Raw genomic sequence first — 18,913 nt, 5'->3', positions numbered from 1 at the left:
CATCTCCTGGTTCGCATGGGCGTCCCGCTTGCGCGGGGGAGGGCGGTCGCTCCGCCGCCCCGGACAACGACTTACCAGTCTCCCGCATTCCCAGGCCCGACCGCACCAACCACCCACGGTCCGGGAGTGGGCGGCGTGGAACGGTGAGGAATCAGGGGGCCGGGACGGTGCTGTGCAGCAGGATCGTCGAACCGGGGCAGTCCGGGGTGGCCAGGTAGACGTCCAGCGGCCCGCTGCCGCCCGGCGGGCGGAACACCAGGGCCAGCACCGGCCGGCCCTGGTAGCTGCCCGTTCCGGCGGTCAGTGGCGGTTCGCCCGGGTGTCCGGCCGCGCTCAGGGCGCAGGCCGCGGGGCCGTTGCCGGCGTCGGCCGGGGAGAGGCCCGCGGCGGGTTTGGTGGCCAGCAGTGCGTGGATCTGGGCCGGGAGCTGGTCGGCGGTGAAGTCCGGGCCGCCGCTGCCTGCGGTGAGGTTCGGGCCGTCGCTGCCGGCGACGTTCGGCTTGGGGCGCGAGGCATCGGCGGTCGTCGGCTGCGGCACGGCCTTGCCGCCGGTGGCCGTGGCCACCGTGCTGCTCGGTGCGTTCCGGCTGAGCAGCACGCCGCCCACGGTGGCCACCACGGCCACGGCGGCGGTGGCGAGCAGCAGGCTCAGGGCGCGACGGCGGCGGCGCTCGCGGCGGCCGGGGCCGCTCGCGGCGCGCGGGGACCCGGCCGGCCCCCCGGTGCGGGGCGGGCCGGACGGGCCTGCGGCGGGGCGCTCCGGACGGTCGTCGGTGCGGGCCTCGGTCCGGTCCTCGGGGTGGGTCTCGGTGCGCGCGGCGGACTCGGCGGCCAGCGCCGCGGTCAGCCGGTCGGCGACGTCCTGCGGCATCGGCGGGGCGGGGGTGTCCGCCAGCAGCTCCGGGAGACCGCGGAGCGCGGCGTAGTCCTCGGCGCAGGACGGGCAGCCGGCCAGGTGGTGGTGGAGCGGCTCGGCCTGCTCGGGCGGGAGCAGCTCCTCGGCCAGGTCGGCCAGCACGTCCAGATCGGGGTGCTCGGAAGGCGGGTGCGGCGTCATCGCGGGGTCGCATCTCCTTCCAGCGCGGTGGCGGGATCCGTTGGTGGGACGGGGGCGGGCCGGTTCGGGTTCCCGGCTCGGGGCGCGGGCGGTGTTCCACGTGGAACACCGGGGGCCTCCCGGGGGCCTGGGGCGAGGCCTGTTCCACGTGGAACACGGGCCGGATCGGTCTCCTGCGGAACGCGGGCGGCGGCGGTTCCACGTGGAACCTGGGCAGCATCGGTTTCACGTGGAACACCGCCCGGGCCGAGGTGGCGCAGCAGCGGCAGCAGCCGGGCCCGGCCGCGGGCGCAGCGGCTCTTGACGGTGCCGACCGGGACGCCGAGCACCTCGGCGGCCTCGGCGACCGGGTAGCCCTGCATGTCGACCAGCACCAGGGCGGCCCGCTGGTCGGCGGGCAGCGCGGCCAGCGCGTCGGCCACCTCGCGCCGGGTCTCGGAGCGCACCGCGTGGCTCTCGGCGCCCTCGCTGGTGCCGAGCGCGGCCTCCGGCGGGCCGCCGGGGTGCTGGTCGAGCGACTCGGCCCGGCGGACGGCGCCGCGGCGGGCGCGGTCCAGGCAGGCGTTGACCACGATCCGGTGCAGCCAGGTGGTGACCGCCGAGCGGCCCTGGAAGCCGGCCGCGGCGCGGAACGCGGAGACCAGGGCGTCCTGGAGTGCGTCCGCGGCCTCCTCGCGGTCGCCGAGGGTGCGCACCGCGACGGCCCACAGCCGGTCGCGGTGGCGGTGTACCAGTACCCCGAAGGCGTCCGGATCGCCCGCCGTGTGCCGGGCGAGCAGTTCGGCGTCGGTGGGCTCCTCGGCCATCCGCCCCCTCCTCGCGGTCCGGCCGTCCGCTCCGGCGGCCGTGGGTCACCATCGTTGGGGATCCGGCGGGGCGGATCAAGAGGTGCCGGGGTTCCGGCTGCCGGTCGGGGCTATCCGTTGACCTGGATCTCGGCGATCTTGCCGCGGTAGCCGCCGTCGTCGCCGGTGGGCAGGTTGGTGAGCCAGACCAGCAGGTACCGGGTGTTGACCGGGGCGGTGGGCTTCAGGCTGACCTTGCTGCCGGAGCCGGTGGCGATCTGGCTGAGGGTCTTGAAGCCGTTGTCGTCGGCGGTCGGCGCGGTGGTGGCGCCGGTCGGGGCGGCCCGCAGTTCGACCTTGGTGGAGCCGATGAACTGGACGTCCACCGAGCTGACGGGGTGGGGCGAGCCGAGGTCGATCAGCAGGCCGGTGCCGGGCCGCCAGTCGCCGAGCTGGTCGTTGTAGCGCTGGGTGGTCCAGGCGGTCGACGGGTTGCCGTCGGTGGTGTTCGGGACCTCGCTGGTGTGCTCGTCCTTGTTGTCGCCGTACGCGTTGAACGGGACGATCGAGCTGATGGCGAGCTTCGCGCCGGTGGCGGCGGGGGCGCTGCCGCTCGGGGTGGGGGCGGGCGAACTGTGGCTGGTGGTGCCGTTGTCCTTCTTGTTGACGTACTCCACGGCCTGCCAGGAGCCGACCGTGACGGCGGACAGGGCCAGCAGCGAGGCGGTCCACTTGAGTACCCGGCGCAGGCCGCGACGGCGGCGCGGAGCGGGCCGGGGGGCGACCGGGGCCGGTGCGGGGGCCGGTGCGGGGGCGGGTGCGGTGGCGGGTGCGGTGGTGGGGATCGCCTGGGTGGGCGCGGCGGGGGAGTAGCGCGGCCGGGAGGTGGGCAGGGCGCGCAGCGCGGGCGGGGCGGGCTGCTCCGGCGGGCGGATCTTGGGCAGCTCGGCGATGGCCGCGGCCAGTTCGGCGGGGGTGGTGATCGGCGCCTTGTGCTGCGGCGGCTGCTCGCACAGGATCCGGGCGGCGAGCTCCGCCAGGCCCTTGTGGACGCCGGCCCGGACCTGGTCCGGGGGCACGCAGCCGAGGTCCTTGGGGAGCCCCTGGAGGTCGTAGCGGTCCTCCGGGTAGGGCCAGCGGTGGGTGAGCGCGGCGTACAGCAGTGCGCCGATCGCACGGACGTCGGTCAGTTCGGCGTCCTCGGTGGGCAGGCCGCGCAGGGCGGCGTCCACCGCGATGCCGTTGATCCGGTACTGGCCGCCGTCGGTGCGCAGCACGCACTTGGGGGTGAGCCGCAGGTGCGCCTGGCCGCGCTGGTGGGCGGCGGCGATGGCGTCGGTGACCTGGCGGACCATCTGGTAGGCGTCGTAGGGCTCGAGGGGGCCGTCGGCCAGCAGTTCGGCCAGGTCGCGGGCGCCGGGCAGCCACTCGCGGACCACGTACACCAGCTCGCCCTCCTGCACCGCGTCCAGCACCTGGACGAAGCGCGGGTCGCCGAGCAGGGCGGCGCTGCGGGCGGCGGTGAGCACCGATTTGGCGCGGCGGTGGCCGGCCGAGAGCAGGTGGACGCCGACGGCGCGGCGGAGCTTCTCGTCGACGGCGCGCCAGCTGGTGAAGGTGTCCGACTCGGAGATGCACTCCTCCAGCCGGTAGCGGCCGCCGATCTTGTCGCCGCTGTGTCGCTGCGGGGCGGGCAGCACGGTGGGCAGGGTGGCGGTGTCGGCGTCCAGGGTCTCGGTGCTGGTGGCCGGGGCGGGCTCGGACGGCTCGACCGGGGGCAGCGGGCGGCGCACGCCGCGGCTGCGGGAGGGGCGTTCGGTGCGGGCGGCGCCCTGGGCGGCCAGCTCGGCGTCGATCTCCTGCGCGGAGAGCGGGGCGGTGGCCTCGGCGAGCGGCTGCTGCGGTTCGTCGCTTCCGGCCTCGGCGGCGGGTGCGGCGGGGGCGGGCCGCAGGGGGGTGGCCGCGGTGTCCTTCACCCGGGACTTCGCCGAGCCGTTCGCCCCGTCCTTCGACGCGTCCTGGGGGGTGCTCTTCGCGGCGTCCTTCGGGGAGCCGTTCGCGGTGCTCTTCACCGCGCGGGCGGCGGAGCCTTTCGCGGTGGGGCCGCGGTCGGATCCGGTGTCGCGCTGCGAGGTTCCGGGCGCGGCCTCGGTCGCCGCCCCGTCCGTCTCGGACGTGTCGACGATCGCCTTGGTGCCGTCAGCCACCGTGGTCCTGCCTCCCCTTGTGTCGTCCCGGGCCAAGCCGGGACGGTCGACGAGCCGCTGCCGGAGTGGACGTCCGTGCTGCAAGGTCAATTGTGCCCACTCCCGGCCCCCCTGTACGACCGCTGAGAGTGCCTGGAGGTTGCCCACTCGCCCACTTCCGTGCGAACGGCAGACGAATGGGCCGGAATCGGGGGCGTGCCCCGACTCCGGCCCACCGTAGGCGGACTGGGTCGTCGACGGATCGTCAGCACTCCGGGTGACGTGCCGTCAACCTGTGACCGGTGTTCCGGGTCAGCGGCCGAGCCGCCGGCGGACCATTCCGGTGAGCGCGTTGAGCTCCTCGATGCGCATCCGGCGGGCCAGCAGCAGGAACACCGCGACCTGGACGACGGCCGCCGCCAGCAGCGTCAGCACGTTGCCGAGCCAGCCGTCCAGCACCCGCAGCGCGAACAGCTCGATCGCCAGGCCGACCACGGCGGCGGGCAGCGAGGCGATCGCCAGCCGGACGTAGGTCTTGGTGATCCGGGCGGTGTCCAGGCCGCCGATCCGCGCCTTCAGCTTCGGCACCGCGACGAACACGCCCACCGCGTAGGACAGGCCGTAGCCCAGCGCCATGCCGGTCACCGCCCACTGCGCGGGCAGCACCAGCCAGCACAGCACCGCGGTGCCGGCCTGGGTGAGCGCCACCCAGACGGTGTTGGAGAACGGGGTGCGGGTGTCCTCGTACGCGTAGAAGCCGCGCAGCAGTACGTACTGCACCGAGTACGGGATCAGGCCGAGGGCGAACGCGGAGAGCATGTAGCCGACCGCGGTGGTGCCCTGCGCGGCCGCGCCGCCGTTGCCCAGGCCGTAGATCGAGGAGCCGATCACCGGGCCCAGCGACAGGAACAGGAACGCCGCCGGGACGATCGCCACCGCCGAGGTGCGCAGGCCGTAGGAGAGGTCGTCGCGGACCGCCCCGGCGTCCTGGTCGGCGGCCGCCCGGGACAGCCGGGGGAGCACCGCGCTCATCACCGACACGGTGATCACGGCCATCGGCAGCTGCCAGATCAGCAGCGCGTTGGAGTACGCGGCCAGGCCGACGCCGAGGTGGCCGTCGTGCTCGGCGGCCTTGCCGGACGCGGTGGCCAGCTGCGTCACCACCAGGAAGCCCGCCTGGTTGGCCAGCACGAACAGGAAGGTCCACTTGGCCAGCCGGGCCGCCTTGCCCAGGCCGTGCCCGCGCCAGTCGAAGCGCGGCCGGAACGAGAAGCCCGCCGAGCGCAGGTACGGGATCATCGACAGCGCCTGCACGGCCAGGCCGAGCATGGTGCCGATGCCGAGCAGCCGGACGCCCTCGGGGGAGATGGCCTGCGGGGTGACCCCGGTGTGCTGGAAGGTGCCGTACACGCCGATGTACATCGCGAAGGTGAAGATCACCACGAGGTTGTTCAGGACCGGCGTCCACATCATCGCGCCGAACCGGCCGCGGGCGTTGAGGATCTGGCCCATCACCACGTGCACGCCCATGAAGAAGATGGTCGGCAGGCAGTACCGGGCCAGCGCGACCGTGGTGTCGGCGCTCTGCTGGTCGCGCATCAGCGCGTGCGAGATCAGCTGCACCAGCACCGGCGCGGCCAGCACCGCCACGAACACCACGCCCGCCAGGCCGGTCACCACCAGGGTGAGCAGCCGGTTCGCGTAGGCGGTGCCGCCGTCCTCGTCGTTCTTCATGCTGCGCACCAGCTGCGGGACGAACACCGCGTTCAGCGCGCCGCCGCCGATCAGGATGTACAGCAGGGTGGGCAGGGTGTTGGCGGCGTTGTACGAGTCGCCCATCGAGGCCACGCCGATCGCGGCGGCGATCACCATGGTGCGCAGGAAGCCGGTGCCGCGGGAGACCAGGGTGCCGGCCGCCATGATGGCGCTGGAGTTCAGCAGCCCGGCGACCTTGCTGCCGGCACCGTCGACGAGCGGCTCGGGCGGGGCGGTCGGGGCCGGCGGGGCGGCGGGCTCGGGCGGCGCGGCAGCGGCGGCGTTGGCCTCCAGCACGGCCGCGTCGGCCCGCATCACCGCCTCCTCCTCGGACAGCGGCGGGTCGAACTCGATCGGCGGCACGTACGGGTGGCGCTCGCCCCCCGCGGGGACCGGCTCGGGGGCCGCCGGGGCGGGCTCGGGGTCGTCCGGCGTGTCGACGTCCGTGGCCATCGTCACGGCCTGCGCGGGTTCCGGTGCCAGCGCCGGTGGCTCTTCGGGCGCCGACAGCAGGGTCTCCACGCCGACGTACTCGGCGGTCCCGGTGTCCCGGCGCGACCTGGCCGGTTCGGCGGCCTCCGCGGCCACCTCGGCGGCGATCGACGCCCAGCGCGGCGCCGGCGCGGTCAGCTGCAGGGTGGCCTCGGACTCGCGGCTCGGCTGGCCGGGCACCGCCGCCGTGGCCTCCGGGGCGTCCTGGGCGCCCGCGGCGTCCGGCAGGTCGACCTCGCCGTACGGGTCCGTGCCCCCGTACGCCTCGGCGGCGTACGGGTCACGGGCGTAGGTGTCGGCGACGTACCAGTCGGCGGTGGGGTCGGCGGGGGCGGCGGCGGACCGTGGACCGCCCGCGCGGTCCTCGGGCCCACCTCCGCCCTGGTCCTGGGTTGCTCGCTCGCTCCGCTCGTTCATGCCACCAATCCACGTCAGAGAGGGGGGACTGGCGCCCGGGGGTGAAGCGCCTAGTGATCCACCTTCTCATCACCGGAGACCCGATCGCTGTCATCCCGGTCGGACGAGGGCTCCGCGTCGGTCGGCTTCCCGCCGGCGTCGGCCTGCGCGTCGGTCGGCTTCCCGTCGGCGTCGGCCTGCGCGTCGGTCGGCTTCCTACCGGCGTCGGCCCGCGCGTCGGTCGGCTTCCCGTCGGCGTCGGCCTGCGCGTCGCCGTCGTCACCGCCCTCGGCGTCCGACAGCAGCCGCTCCGGGTCCTCGTCGATCTCGCCGGCCGCCTTGCGCTTCTTGCGCTGCAGGTAGAACCGCAGCCCGGCGAGGATCATCAGCGCGGTGCCGCTGGCGATCACGTACGTCACACCACTGGCCACCGAGGTGACGTCGACGACGAACTCCACCGGTTCGCCGTAGCGCCGCGGGTTGGGGCCGGTGGTCCACAGCTCGGCGTTCACCTTGACCTGGCCGTTGACCTGCGCCTCGGCGGGGAAGCGGAAGGTGCGGCTGGTGGTGGCGTCCAGCACCACGGGCTGGTTGTCGCCCACGAGAAGGCGGTTCTGCTGGCTCGAGTAGAGCCGCAGCTCCAGGTTGCCGACCGCCTGGGTGAGGTCGTTCTTCACGCTGATCAGCAGCGTCGCGTTGTCGCCAGGCAGCGTCACGGTGCTCTTCTTCGGCACCCGGACCGCGGACTTCAGGTTGTCCAGGTAGCGCTGCACGCCGGCCCGGTAGTCGACGCCGGCCTTCTGCTGGTCGCGCCAGCTGGTGGACATCGACCGCACCATGGCCGCGCTGAACGGGCCGCGGACCCGCTCCGGCTGGGTGAGGATCATCATCAGCTGGTCCACGCCGTCCTGGATGCCCATGGTGGCGGTCAGCTCGGCGGAGGACAGCTCGGCGCCGGTCGCGTCGCCCGGGTAGTCGTTCGGGACGTCGGTGTTGACGCCCGGGTCCGCGGGCATCTCGGAGACCTTCTGCAGGGTGGCCGGGGTCACCCAGCCGCCGCTGCCGGACGCCGCCTGCATCGAGTCGCGCAGCGCCAGCGCGGTGCCGACGGTCAGCGAGCGGGACGGCAGCACCAGGACGCCGCGCGGGTGCTCCGGCTCCTGGTGGGCGATCGCCAGGGTCTCGGCCAGGAACCGCTGCTGGGCCGCGGTGCGGTCGTGCACGGTGCCCAGGTCGCCCTGGAACAGCGAGGCCAGCACGGCGTCGGAGACCACCGCGGTCTGCCCGTTGCCGATCGGACGCGCCGCGCCCGGCGTGTACGTCAGCTTGTCGGACTCCGGCATCGACGCGCCGTTGACCAGCACCAGCCGGCCGCCCGCCGCGTTCGCCACCGCCGCCGTGCGCTGGTCCAGCAGACCCCGGTACGGCCAGGCCACGTCCGACTGGGCGTTCACCTGGAGGCGGCCCTCGGTGGTGACCTGCCCGGCCGTCATGGCCTTGCGCAGCGCGTTGTCCATGCCGTTCAGCTTGGCGCCGTTGTGCGCGATCGACGCCAGGTCCGGGTCGGCGTACGGCAGCGACACCACCTCGGAGCCCGACTTCGACACCGCCGTTTTCAGCTTCGCCAGCCAGGCCGTCGCCGCGTCGCGGCCGGTGCCCGGCACGGTGTTGTCGTCGCGTGCGGACTCGCCGGAGGTGCCGGGCTTCTGCACCCGGTACGTCTTGGTCATCGCGAGCACGGTGTCCAGCAGGTCCGGGTCGATCGCCCAGGTGAGGTTCGGCATATTGCCGCCGATCTCGACCAGCTGGTTCAGCCGCCCGTCACCGGTCAGCTCGCCCACCAGGCTGTCGTCCCGGAGCACCGGCGTCTGGTCCTGGTCCGGCATGGTCTGCGCGACCAGCACCGGGGCGTGGGTCAGCGGCCACACCACCGCGACCGGCGAGGGCTTGGCGGTGGTCCGGCCCTGGACCGGCAGGTAGGTGCGGGCGATGCCCAGCGAGTGCGCCTTGTCGTCGCCGGTCCGGCCCCAGAGGTCCACCGCCAGCTCGTAGCTGCCGGTCTCCTTGGCGCCCAGCGCGGACACCGGCACCGGCAGGGAGAAGTCCTTGCTCTGCCCCGGATCCAGGTCGCCGACGTCCTGCGCCGGGTTCTCCAGCGCGGTGCCGTCCTTGGCGCTCGGCGAGCCCCAGGAGCCCATCATGTCGATGTCGCTGCGGGTCGCCAGCATCGGCTTGCCCGGGTTCGGCACCCGGACCATGACCTTCGACGACTTCAGCTTCTCCGAACCGGAGTTGGTGACCTTGCCGGTGATCGTCACGGTGTCGTTCTCGTGCACGATCTGCGGCGCCCCGGTGCCGACCTGCACCGTGTCGATCTGCACCGCCGCCGGGTACTCGCCCGACGCCGTCACCAGGGTGCCCGGCCCGGCCGCCGCCGGGGCGGCCGCGAGGGCCCCGACCAGCCCGCCTGCCAGCAGGGCGGCGGTGCTCCTGGCCAGCCGGCCCGTCCACCGTCCGCGGCGCCCGGCCCCTGCCGCGCCCCGCCCGGTCCGCTCGTCCACGCGCGTCCTCGCCGTTCCTGATCGTCATCGTCTCGATCGACCCACGCACCGACGCGGCCCCGCCCGACCCCGGCGGTCTCCGACAAGGAGCGTTCACCCGGCATGGTAACGACGCTTTGCGGCACGCAGTGTTGCGGGCCGGAAGCTGGCCGGAGCGGTGGGGCGGAGGAAACAGGAGGGCGGCGGGGCAGGGCGGGCACGTACCCTTGTGAGCCGTGTCCACTGCCAATGCGTCCAGCACCAATCATTCCAGCTCCGCCGACCGGATCGCCCTGCCGGGCCTGACCGAGGCGCAGACCCTCGGCCTGCAGGAACTGCTTCGGGTCTCCCCGGTCGCCGACGAGATCGCCCGCCGCTTCGAGGAGGCCGGCCACCGGCTCTCGCTGGTCGGCGGCTCGGTCCGGGACGCCCTGCTCGGCCGGCTCGGCAACGACCTCGACTTCACCACCGACGCCCGCCCGCAGCAGATCCTCAAGCTGGTCAAGGGCTGGGCCGACGCGGTCTGGGACGTCGGCATCGCGTTCGGCACCGTCGGCGCGCGCAAGGACACCACGGACGGCTCGTTCCTGATCGAGATCACCACCTACCGCAGCGAGGCCTACGACCGCAGCTCCCGCAAGCCCGAGGTCAGCTACGGCGACTCGATCGAGCAGGACCTGGTCCGCCGCGACTTCACCGTCAACGCGATGGCCGTCGACCTGCCCGGCCGCGGCTTCGTCGACCCGCACCACGGACTGGACGACCTGGAGGCCCGGGTGCTCCGCACCCCCGCCACCCCCGAGGAGTCCTTCTCCGACGACCCGCTGCGGATGATGCGGGCCGCCCGCTTCGCCGCCCAGCTCGACTTCGAACCGGCGCCCGAGGTGGTCGCCGCGATGACCGCGATGGCCGAGCGGATCACTATCGTCTCCGCCGAACGCGTCCAGGCCGAGCTCAACAAGCTGCTGCTCGCCGAACACCCGGTCAAGGGCCTGCGCCTGCTGGTCGACACCGGCCTCGCCGAGTTCGTGCTGCCCGAGCTCCCGGCGCTGCGCCTGGAGAGCGACGAGCACCACCGCCACAAGGACGTCTACGAACACTCGCTGACCGTCCTCGAGCAGGCCATCGCACTGGAGATCGACGGCCCCGACCTGGTGCTGCGCCTCGCCGCGCTGCTGCACGACATCGGCAAGCCGCGCACCCGCCGCTTCGAGTCCGACGGCGGGGTCTCCTTCCACCACCACGAGGTGGTCGGCGCGAAGATGACCCGCAAGCGGATGCGCGAGCTCAAGTACTCGAACGAGCTGATCGCCGAGGTGTCCCGGCTGGTCGAGCTGCACCTGCGCTTCCACGGCTACGGCGGCGGCGAGTGGACCGACTCCGCGGTGCGCCGCTACGTCACCGACGCCGGCCCGCTGCTGGAGCGACTGCACAAGCTGACCCGCTCCGACTGCACCACCCGCAACAAGCGCAAGGCCGCCGCGCTGGCCCGCACCTACGACTCGCTGGAGGAGCGGATCACCGCCCTCAAGGAGCAGGAGGAGCTGGACGCGATCCGGCCCGCGCTGGACGGCAACGAGATCATGCAGCTGCTCGGCCTGCGCCCCGGCCCCGCGGTCGGCCGCGCCTACAAGCACCTGCTCGAACTGCGCCTGGAGCACGGCCCGATGGAGCACGAGGCGGCGGTCGCCGCGCTGCACGAGTGGTGGGCGGCGCAGCCGAAGGACTGACGCCGGCTCAGCCCAGGTGGCCGGGATTGCCGGGGGCCTGGCCGTTCATCGGGGACAGGCACAGCTTGTTCTTCACCGTGTGCCCGCTCCGGCGGTACCGGGCGTGGTACGTGTCGGTGGCCCCCGGCGTCTTGCTGCAGCTCGCGGTGACCACGCTGTCGGTGCTGTACTTCTGCAGCACGTGCCACCGGGCGTCCGCCGAGGTGCAGGCCACCACCTTGTGCTTGCTGTCCAGGCAGTCGCCGACCCGGGGCACCTTGTCCTGGGTGAACCAGATGGCGAGCACGCCGAGGACGGCCAGTGCCACGAGCACGATGGACCCGCGGAACAGGCAGTTGCCCCGGCGTTTGTCCTTCTCGGTGATGACCATTTCGGGCGCCTGCCCCCAGGCGGGCATCTGCCCCTCGCCGGTCGGCGGTTGCCCGTACGCGGGCTGCGGGCCCGGCGCGGGGGGCTGGCCGTACGCGGGTGGTTGTCCGTAGCCGGACTCGGGCTGCTGGTCGTACGCCGGCGGCTGACCGTAGCCGGAGGGCTGGCCGTACGCCGGCGGCTGTCCGTATGCGGGAGGCTGGCCGTACCCGGGCGGTTGCTGGCCGGGCTGCTGGCCGTACGGTCCGGGCTGGCCGTACGGGCCGGGTGGCGGTGGAGTGCTCATCTGTTCTTCCCCCTGGCGACGAGAGCGTGCCGTGCGCCCACGACCCTAGCGGCAGAGACCCCGTCAGGACCGGCGTGCGGCGCGGAAGTACAGCAGCGCGCCGAGCGCGTACAGCACCGCGAGGCCCAGCACCACCGGCACCGAGCGGCCGTCCAGCGGCAGGACCAGGGCGGTCACCCCGGCCGCCGCGACGAACGAGACGTTGACCAACACGTCGTAGATCGCGAACACCCGGCCGCGGTACTCGTCCTCCACCGACTCCTGTACCAGGGTGTCCGCGCAGATCTTGGTGCCCTGGGTGACCACGCCCAGCAGCAGCGCCGCGGCCATCGCCGGGACTTCGTCGAAGGTCAGTCCGAGCGCCGGGACGAACACCGCCGCGCTCGCCAGGCAGGTCGTCATCCACCCGACCAGGCCGAGTCGCCGGGTGCACCACGGGCTGATCAGCGCGGCCACGAAGAAGCCCACCGCGGAGAGGACCACCGCCCGGCCCAGGCTGGCCAGGCCGCCCTCGGTGTCCGCCGCGCTGTTGAAGGTGTACCGGGAGAGCATCAGCACGACCACGATCAGCACGCCGTAGCAGAACCGCGCCAGGGTGACCGCGCCCAGCGCCTGCACGGCCGGCCGGCAGTCCCGCACCAGGTGCCGCAGGCCCGCCAGCAGGTCGTGCCAGGAGGTGGACAACGCCTGGCGCAGGGACGGGAGTTCGTCGCTCACCTCGGGGCCCAGCGCGTCCGGGGCGATCCGCCGGGCGGCCAGCGCGGCCGACAGGTAGAGCAGCGCCGCCAGCGTCACCAGGACGGCGTCCGCGTGCCGGCCGGGCGGCATCACCTGGTGCACCAGGAAGCCGACGACGCCGCCGGAGGCCGCCGCCACCGTGCCCAGGGTGGGCGAGAGGGCGTTCGCCGTGACCAGCTCGGACGTGGCCACCACCCGGGGCAGCGAGGCGGACAAGCCCGCCAGGATGAACCGGTTGAGCGCCGTCACCAGCAGCGCAGCCGCGAAGAACATCCAGTCCGGGGCCCGCCCGAGCAGCAGCGCCGCCGTCACCAGCCCCAGACCGAAGCGGGCCAGATTGCCCATCAGCAGTACCTGCCGGCGCCGCCAGCGGTCCAGCAGAACCCCCGCGAACGGGCCGATCACCGAGAACGGCAGCAGCATCACCGCCAGCACCGCGGCGATGTCGGCGGGGGAGGACTGGTGCTCGGGGGAGAAGATCACGTACGCGGCCAGCGAGACCTGGAAGACGCCGTCCGACAGCTGCGAGAGCAGGCGCACCGTCAGCAGGCGCCGAAAACCGGTGCCGTGCAGCAGGCCGCGCAGGGTGGCCTCTCGCGGGATCTGTTCGACGATCACCCGCCAAGGGTGCCACGAGGCCGACGGTGTTTCACGTGAAACCTCCACCAACTTCGAGCGGCGCGCGCCCCCCGCACACCTCCGCACCACCGCTGGCGCCATCGCCCGGATGTCGTAGGGCACTTACCGGGGAAGAACTCTCTCGGAACGACGGGAGGCTCCCATGCGAGACGAGTTCACAACCCTGTTGCTCAGCCAGGTCGGCCACCACGAAGGCCGCGACCCCGACGGGACCTGGAACAACCGCCAGCGCTACAGCGAGGAAACCCCCGGCCTCGAATGGTCCGACGGTCAGCCCTGGTGCGCGACCTTCGAAGCCTGGGCCGCCCACCGCACCGGCATGGACAACCTCTGGCCCATGACGGCCTCCTGCTTGACCGCCGTCGCCTGGTGGCGCGACCACAACCGCTGGACCCCCTACCCCGTCCTCGGCGGCCCCTTCTACCTCGGCCCCGACGGCGGCGACCACACCGGAGTCGTCTACGCCTACGACGCCGACACCATTTACACGGTGGAGGGAAATACGAACGACTCCGGGTCCACCGAGGGCGACGGGGTCTACCGGAAGTCCCGGGCGCGGCGCGGGCCCGGGTCGCCGTACGGGTACGGGGTGCCGGCCTATCCGGAGGGCACGGTGTCGGCGGATCCGGCGCTCGGGGGGACGCCGGCGGCGCGGACGTCCGGGCAGGCGGGTGGGGCGCCGCCGTGGCCGGGGCGGTACCTGAAGCTCCAGTCGCCGATGATGCACGGGGACGACGTGCTGACGTGGCAGCGGCGGCTGGCCTGGCGGACCTGGGCGATCACGGCGGACGGCTGGTACGGGCCCGCCTCGGCCCAGATCTGCCGGGCCTTCCAGCAGCGCCACGGACTGACGGTGGACGGCATCGTCGGGCCGGTCACCTGGCACGAGGCCTGGAACTGAAACACGCCGGAGGGCCGCCCCGCGAGATGCGGGACGGCCCTCCGGTCGAGCCTGACGAAACGTCAATGCAAGGAGCTCAAAGCTCAGCGCTCACCTTTCACAGCGAGCAGGCTTCGCTTGCGCTCAGCGCTCACCCTTCACAGCGAGCAGGCTTCGCTAGCGCTCAGCGCTCGACCTCGCCGCGGATGAACTTCTCGACGTTCTCCTTGGCCTCGTCGTCGAAGTACTGAACCGGCGGGGACTTCATGAAGTAGGAGGACGCGGAGAGGATCGGGCCGCCGATGCCGCGGTCCTTGGCGATCTTCGCGGCGCGGACGGCGTCGATGATGACACCGGCCGAGTTCGGGGAGTCCCAGACCTCGAGCTTGTACTCGAGGTTCAGCGGGACGTCGCCGAACGCGCGGCCCTCGAGGCGGACGTACGCCCACTTGCGGTCGTCGAGCCACGCGACGTAGTCGGACGGGCCGATGTGGACGTTCTTGGCGCCCAGCTCACGGTCGCGGATCTGCGAGGTGACGGCCTGGGTCTTGGAGATCTTCTTGGACTCCAGGCGCTCGCGCTCGAGCATGTTCTTGAAGTCCATGTTGCCGCCGACGTTCAGCTGCATGGTGCGCTCGAGGATGACACCGCGGTCCTCGAACAGCTTCGCCATCACGCGGTGCGTGATGGTCGCGCCGACCTGGGACTTGATGTCGTCGCCGACGATCGGGACACCGGCCTCGGTGAACTTGTCGGCCCACTCCTTGGTGCCGGCGATGAACACCGGGAGGGCGTTCACGAAGGCGACCTTGGCGTCGATGGCGCACTGGGCGTAGAACTTGGCGGCGTTCTCGGAGCCCACCGGCAGGTAGCAGACGAGGACGTCGACCTGGCGGTCCTTGAGGATCTGGACGACGTCGACCGGGGTCTCGTCGGACTCCTCGATGGTCTCCCGGTAGTACTTGCCCAGGCCGTCGAGGGTGTGGCCGCGCTGGACGGTGACGCCGGTCGGCGGCACGTCGCAGATCTTGATGGTGTTGTTCTCGCTGTTGCCGATGGCGTCGGCCAGGTCGAAGCCGACCTTCTTGGCGTCCACGTCGAAGGCGGCGACGAAGTCGACGTCCTTCACGTGGTAGTCGCCGAACTGGACGTGCATCAGGCCGGGGACCTTACCGGCCGGGTCGGCGTCCTTGTAGTACTCGACACCCTGCACCAGCGAGGCGGCGCAGTTGCCCACGCCGACGATGGCTACGCGAACCGAACCCATTCCGGTTGCTCCCTGAATCTCATGAGGGTCGCCGTGGTGTGGCGGCACCTCGTTCCACATCTGTTCTGACTGTCTGACGGGCGCGCGGGGCGCCCACGCCTCGCCGCGAGCGGCGGCAAGGCCGGCGCGGTGCTGCTCAGCGCTCCGGTCAGGAGCGCCCCGGGCGGTCGTACGGTGGCCCGGGCGGGTCCGAGGACCCGGCGGCCGGACCATGGCCGTCCGAAGATTGCGGGGACGCGGAGTTGCGTCCGTTTCTGGTGGCGCGCTCGGTCTCGATCAGCTCGTTGAGCCAGCGGACCTCGCGCTCCACGGACTCCAGGCCGTGGCGCTGGAGTTCGAGGGTGTAGTCGTCGAACCGCTCGCGGGTGCGGGCGATCGAGCTGCGCATCCGTTCCAGCCGTTCCTCGAGCCGGCTGCGGCGGCCTTCCAGCACGCGCATCCGGACGGCCCGGTCGGTCTGGCCGAAGAAGGCGAAGCGCACGCCGAAGTGCTCGTCCTCCCAGGCGTCAGGTCCGGATTCGGCGAGCAGCTCCTCGAAGCGCTGCTTGCCCTCGGCGGAGAGCCGGTAGACGATCTTCGACCGCTTGCCGTTGAGCGCGGTGGCCGGGACGTACTCGACGTCCGGGTTGTCCTCGACCAGGAAGCCCTGGGCGACCAGGCTCTTCAGGCAGGGGTAGAGCGTTCCGTAGGAGAAGGCCCGGAACGAGCCCAGCAGGACGTTGAGCCGCTTGCGCAGTTCGTAGCCGTGCATCGGGGCGTCGTGGAGCAGGCCGAGGACGGCGAATTCGAGGACGCCGGAGCGTCGGCTCATACCGCCTTCCTCCTTCCGTAACGGGGTCCTGCTCTTCGGATGCCGGTCCGGCCCGCAAGGTATGCCGAGCCGATGTGTCGCGCCGATGTATCGGCTCGATATATCGGCAACAGTAACCCTGGGTCACGGAAGGAGCAAGAGGGGCACGCGTAACCGCGATCACAAGGCCTTTGGGCAACGGGCATGTAATGAATCGAGGCCGGTTCGTCCTGGTTGGCTGCCAATGCCCGATTGGCGACCTGTCAGGGACCCGTACTCTGTCGCCTGGTGCACCCTGACCGAGAGGCTGCGGAGAGAATGAGCGAACACCGGCGCAGGTCGGCCAACCCCGGGGGCGAGGAGCCGCCCTCCAGGCGGGCGTCCGCCGGGCGTCCGTATGCCTACGGCAGCCCCGTCGAGGGCGCACCCGACTACGCGGGCGAGCAGGGCGGGCCGGCGTCCGGCCCCGGCCGCCCCGGTCCTGGGGCCGGCCCCGGTGGCCGCCGCCCGGCGCGCGAGACTGCCCAGCAGCCCCGGATGACCCGGGCGGAGATGCGCAAGCAGGGCCGCAAGGGCGGCGGTGACGGCGGCTCGGAAGGCCCGCCGAACGGCCGGAACGCCGGCCGCAACGGCAAGCCGGGCAAGAAGCGGCTGATCGACTACCCGCGCTTCGGCAAGTCCGGCTTCAAGCGGTGGATGCCGTCCTGGAAGCAGGTGCTGAGCCTGTTCCTGATCTTCTTCGGTGGTGGCGTGGCCGCGATAGGCGTGGCGTACGCCGTGATCCCGGTGCCGAGCGCCAAGGACTCCATCAAGCTCCAGAACAACATCTACTACTGGGCCGACAACACCGAGATGGCCCGCAAGGGCGACACCAACAAGCAGTGGGTGGAACTCTCGGAGATCAGCCGCCCGGCCCAGGACGCGGTGATCGCGGCCGAGAACGAGACCTTCCGCACCGACAGCGGCATCGACCCCAAGGGCATCGCCCGCGCCGTCTACAAGATGGCGACCGGCGGCGAGACCCAGGGCGGTTCGACCATCACCCAGCAGTACGTGAAGAACGTCTACCTGTCCCAGGAGCAGACGCTCAGCCGCAAGGCAAAAGAATTCATCATCACGCTGAAGATCGCGGACGACAAGGACGGCATCCTCACCGGCTACCTGAACACCAGCTGGTACGGCCGCGGTGCGACCGGTATCCAGGCCGCTTCGCAGGCCTACTACGGCGTGGACGCCAACAAGGTGGACATCTGTCAGGGCGCGATGCTGGCCGGCCTGCTGAAGGGTGCGGCGCTGTACGACCCGACCCTGAACCAGGCCAACCGCGACCGCATGCAGGAGCGCTGGAACTACGTCCTGGACCGGATGCAGGCGACCAAGGCCATCACGGCCGAGGACCGCGCCAAGTGCGGGCAGAAGTTCCCCGAGCCGATCGCGGTGAAGGCCCCGGCCAGTTTGAACGGCGAGGTCTCCTACCTGGTGGACACCGCCAACCAGTTCATCATGGCCAAGGACAAGACCATCACCGAGGCCAAGCTGGCCCGCGGCGGCTACCAGATCTACACCACCTTCGAGAAGGACAAGGTGGACGCCCTGAAGACGGCCGTGGACCAGGTCAAGGGCGAGATCCTGGACGAGAGCAAGCGTGAGGCGGACAAGTTCGTCCAGGTCGGCGCCGCCTCGGTGCGGCCCAACGACGGTGCGATCGTGGCGATCTACGGCGGCGACGGCATCGAGAAGGGCCACTACAGCAACAACGCGGACTCCAGGGTCCCGGTCGGCTCGACCTTCAAGCCGTTCGTGCTGGCCGCCGCGATGCAGTACGGCGTGCAGACCAAGAGCGGTACGACCCAGCTCAACCCGGACTCGCTGTACCTGGCGGACAACCTCTCGCCGATCTACCGGGACGGCAAGCCGCTGACCGGCGACGACGGCAAGCCCTACAAGCAGCGCAACGACAGCCCGGTCACCCCCGGCTACGTCTCGCTGAAGAAGGCCATGCAGTACTCGTACAACGTCCCGTTCGTGCAGCTCGGCCAGGACGTGGGCGGCAAGACCGTGGAGAAGATGGTCACCGAGCTGGGGATTCTGCCCGGCAGCCTGGAGCCGTCCTCGACCCTCACCTTCCCGCTGGGCACCTCGCACCCGAGCTCGATCCGGATGGCCTCGGCCTACTCGGTGTTCGCGGCCCGCGGTCAGCAGACCGACCCGTACTCGGTGTCGAAGGTGATGCACGGCACCGAGGAGCTGCCGAACTTCGGCAAGCCCCAGCCGAAGAAGGTGCTGGAGCAGGCGGTCGCCGACAACATCACCGACGTGCTGGAGAACGTGGCCAAGAACGGCACCGGTAAGAAGGGGACCGAATCGATCGGACGGCCGGTGGCCGGCAAGACCGGTACCACCGACGCCGGTACCTCGGCCTGGTGGGCGGGGTACACCCCGGACCTGTCCACCGCGGTCGGCATGTGGCGCGAGGAGGCCGGCAATCCCAAGCTGCTGTCGCTGAACGGCACCGCCGGCCACGACTCCGTGCACGGTGGTGACTTCCCGACCGAGATCTTCGCCCGCTACATGAAGATCATCATGAAGGGCAAGCCGGTGCTGGACTTCCCGAACCCGGCGCCGTGGGGCCAGGAGGTCGACTCCTCGGGTGCCCCGATCAGCCCGTCCGCCCCGGCCTCGACCTCGGCCTCCGCTCCGGCAGAGCAGTCGACCGGGCCGACCGAGCCGAGCACGTCGAAGTCCCCGGAGGGGCCGCTCTCGCCGTCGCCGAGCAACAGCTCGACCTGCCAGGGCAACGGCAACAACTGCGGTCCTTCCCGCTCGCCGAAGCCGAGCAAGAGCCCGAGCGAGAGCGCCAGCGGCAGCCCGAGCGCGCCGCCCGGCGGCGGTGGCGGTGGAGGAGGAGCGGGCAACCTGCTGGGAATGATGGGCCAGTAGGGCGCACCACCCGATACCCGGACAGAGGGGCACCGGATCGCGAACGGCGATCCCGTGCCCCTC

General features: G+C 72.2%; 12 protein-coding genes. 3 read left to right on the top strand and 9 right to left on the bottom strand.

Translation table 11 applies throughout. From position 1 onward, the window contains the following. Positions 1–151: 151 nt before the first annotated feature. The 5 genes from ACIHEI_RS07735 to ACIHEI_RS07715 form a co-directional block, all read right to left on the bottom strand. Positions 152–1,057, bottom strand: a complete 906-nt coding sequence (locus ACIHEI_RS07735; protein ID WP_396606017.1) for an anti-sigma factor family protein — start codon at positions 1,055–1,057, stop codon at positions 152–154. Then, positions 1,054–1,863 carry an RNA polymerase sigma factor SigM gene (gene sigM, locus ACIHEI_RS07730; RefSeq protein ID WP_392948746.1) on the bottom strand — a complete coding sequence of 270 codons (810 nt, stop codon included), beginning with the start codon at positions 1,861–1,863 and terminating at the stop codon, positions 1,054–1,056. Before sigM ends, ACIHEI_RS07735 begins: the two co-directional genes overlap by 4 nt. A 110-nt stretch (positions 1,864–1,973) precedes the next feature. Continuing rightward, positions 1,974–4,049, bottom strand: a complete 2,076-nt coding sequence (locus tag ACIHEI_RS07725; protein ID WP_396606016.1) for a serine/threonine protein kinase — start codon at positions 4,047–4,049, stop codon at positions 1,974–1,976. 291 nt (positions 4,050–4,340) lie between these two features. Next, entirely contained in the window at positions 4,341–6,692 is a 2,352-nt protein-coding gene (gene murJ / locus ACIHEI_RS07720) for a murein biosynthesis integral membrane protein MurJ (protein ID WP_396606015.1), read from the bottom strand. Positions 6,693–6,742: 50 nt separating this feature from the next. After that, on the bottom strand, positions 6,743–9,232 hold the full coding sequence (locus ACIHEI_RS07715) for a DUF6049 family protein (protein WP_396606014.1): 2,490 nt from the start codon (positions 9,230–9,232) through the stop codon (positions 6,743–6,745). Between the two features lie 266 nt (positions 9,233–9,498). On the opposite strand from ACIHEI_RS07715, the gene ACIHEI_RS07710 reads away from it, so the two are divergent. Beyond that, complete coding sequence (locus tag ACIHEI_RS07710) at positions 9,499–10,941, top strand: CCA tRNA nucleotidyltransferase (protein WP_396606194.1); 1,443 nt, start codon at positions 9,499–9,501, stop codon at positions 10,939–10,941. A 7-nt stretch (positions 10,942–10,948) separates the two neighbouring features. On the opposite strand, the gene ACIHEI_RS07705 is transcribed toward ACIHEI_RS07710, so the two are convergent. Both ACIHEI_RS07705 and ACIHEI_RS07700 read right to left on the bottom strand, forming a co-directional pair. Then, a complete protein-coding gene (locus ACIHEI_RS07705) occupies positions 10,949–11,596 on the bottom strand; it encodes a hypothetical protein (protein WP_396606013.1) in 648 nt (215 codons plus the stop codon). A gap of 63 nt (positions 11,597–11,659) precedes the next feature. Then, on the bottom strand, positions 11,660–12,952 hold the full coding sequence (locus tag ACIHEI_RS07700) for an MFS transporter (protein ID WP_396606012.1): 1,293 nt from the start codon (positions 12,950–12,952) through the stop codon (positions 11,660–11,662). Between the two features lie 163 nt (positions 12,953–13,115). Between ACIHEI_RS07700 and ACIHEI_RS07695 the strand changes: the two genes are divergently transcribed. Beyond that, positions 13,116–13,874, top strand: a complete 759-nt coding sequence (locus tag ACIHEI_RS07695) for a peptidoglycan-binding protein (RefSeq protein WP_387639783.1) — start codon at positions 13,116–13,118, stop codon at positions 13,872–13,874. A 163-nt stretch (positions 13,875–14,037) separates the two neighbouring features. On the opposite strand, the gene ACIHEI_RS07690 is transcribed toward ACIHEI_RS07695, so the two are convergent. Both ACIHEI_RS07690 and ACIHEI_RS07685 read right to left on the bottom strand, forming a co-directional pair. Next, a complete protein-coding gene (locus ACIHEI_RS07690) occupies positions 14,038–15,120 on the bottom strand; it encodes an inositol-3-phosphate synthase (RefSeq protein WP_396606011.1) in 1,083 nt (360 codons plus the stop codon). A gap of 148 nt (positions 15,121–15,268) precedes the next feature. After that, positions 15,269–15,931, bottom strand: coding sequence for a helix-turn-helix transcriptional regulator (locus ACIHEI_RS07685; protein ID WP_387639781.1), 663 nt, complete (start codon positions 15,929–15,931; stop codon positions 15,269–15,271). Positions 15,932–16,228: 297 nt separating this feature from the next. On the opposite strand from ACIHEI_RS07685, the gene ACIHEI_RS07680 reads away from it, so the two are divergent. Beyond that, positions 16,229–18,850 carry a transglycosylase domain-containing protein gene (locus tag ACIHEI_RS07680; RefSeq protein ID WP_396606010.1) on the top strand — a complete coding sequence of 874 codons (2,622 nt, stop codon included), beginning with the start codon at positions 16,229–16,231 and terminating at the stop codon, positions 18,848–18,850. Positions 18,851–18,913: the final 63 nt, after the last annotated feature.

This window comes from Kitasatospora sp. NPDC051984, assembly GCF_044593455.1.
Classification (GTDB): Bacteria; Actinomycetota; Actinomycetes; order Streptomycetales; family Streptomycetaceae; genus Kitasatospora.
This window is presented reverse-complemented; position numbering and strand designations above follow the sequence as displayed.

Bases quoted from the DNA above. Each gene is read 5' to 3' on its own strand.
- murJ (WP_396606015.1), bottom strand. From the start codon at position 6,692: ATGAACGAGCGGAGCGAGCGAGCAACCCAGGACCAGGGCGGAGGTGGG.
- ACIHEI_RS07690 (WP_396606011.1), bottom strand. From the start codon at position 15,120: ATGGGTTCGGTTCGCGTAGCCATCGTCGGCGTGGGCAACTGCGCCGCC.
- ACIHEI_RS07685 (WP_387639781.1), bottom strand. From the start codon at position 15,931: ATGAGCCGACGCTCCGGCGTCCTCGAATTCGCCGTCCTCGGCCTGCTC.
- sigM (WP_392948746.1), bottom strand. From the start codon at position 1,863: ATGGCCGAGGAGCCCACCGACGCCGAACTGCTCGCCCGGCACACGGCG.
- ACIHEI_RS07705 (WP_396606013.1), bottom strand. From the start codon at position 11,596: ATGAGCACTCCACCGCCACCCGGCCCGTACGGCCAGCCCGGACCGTAC.
- ACIHEI_RS07695 (WP_387639783.1), top strand. From the start codon at position 13,116: ATGCGAGACGAGTTCACAACCCTGTTGCTCAGCCAGGTCGGCCACCAC.
- ACIHEI_RS07680 (WP_396606010.1), top strand. From the start codon at position 16,229: ATGAGCGAACACCGGCGCAGGTCGGCCAACCCCGGGGGCGAGGAGCCG.
- ACIHEI_RS07735 (WP_396606017.1), bottom strand. From the start codon at position 1,057: ATGACGCCGCACCCGCCTTCCGAGCACCCCGATCTGGACGTGCTGGCC.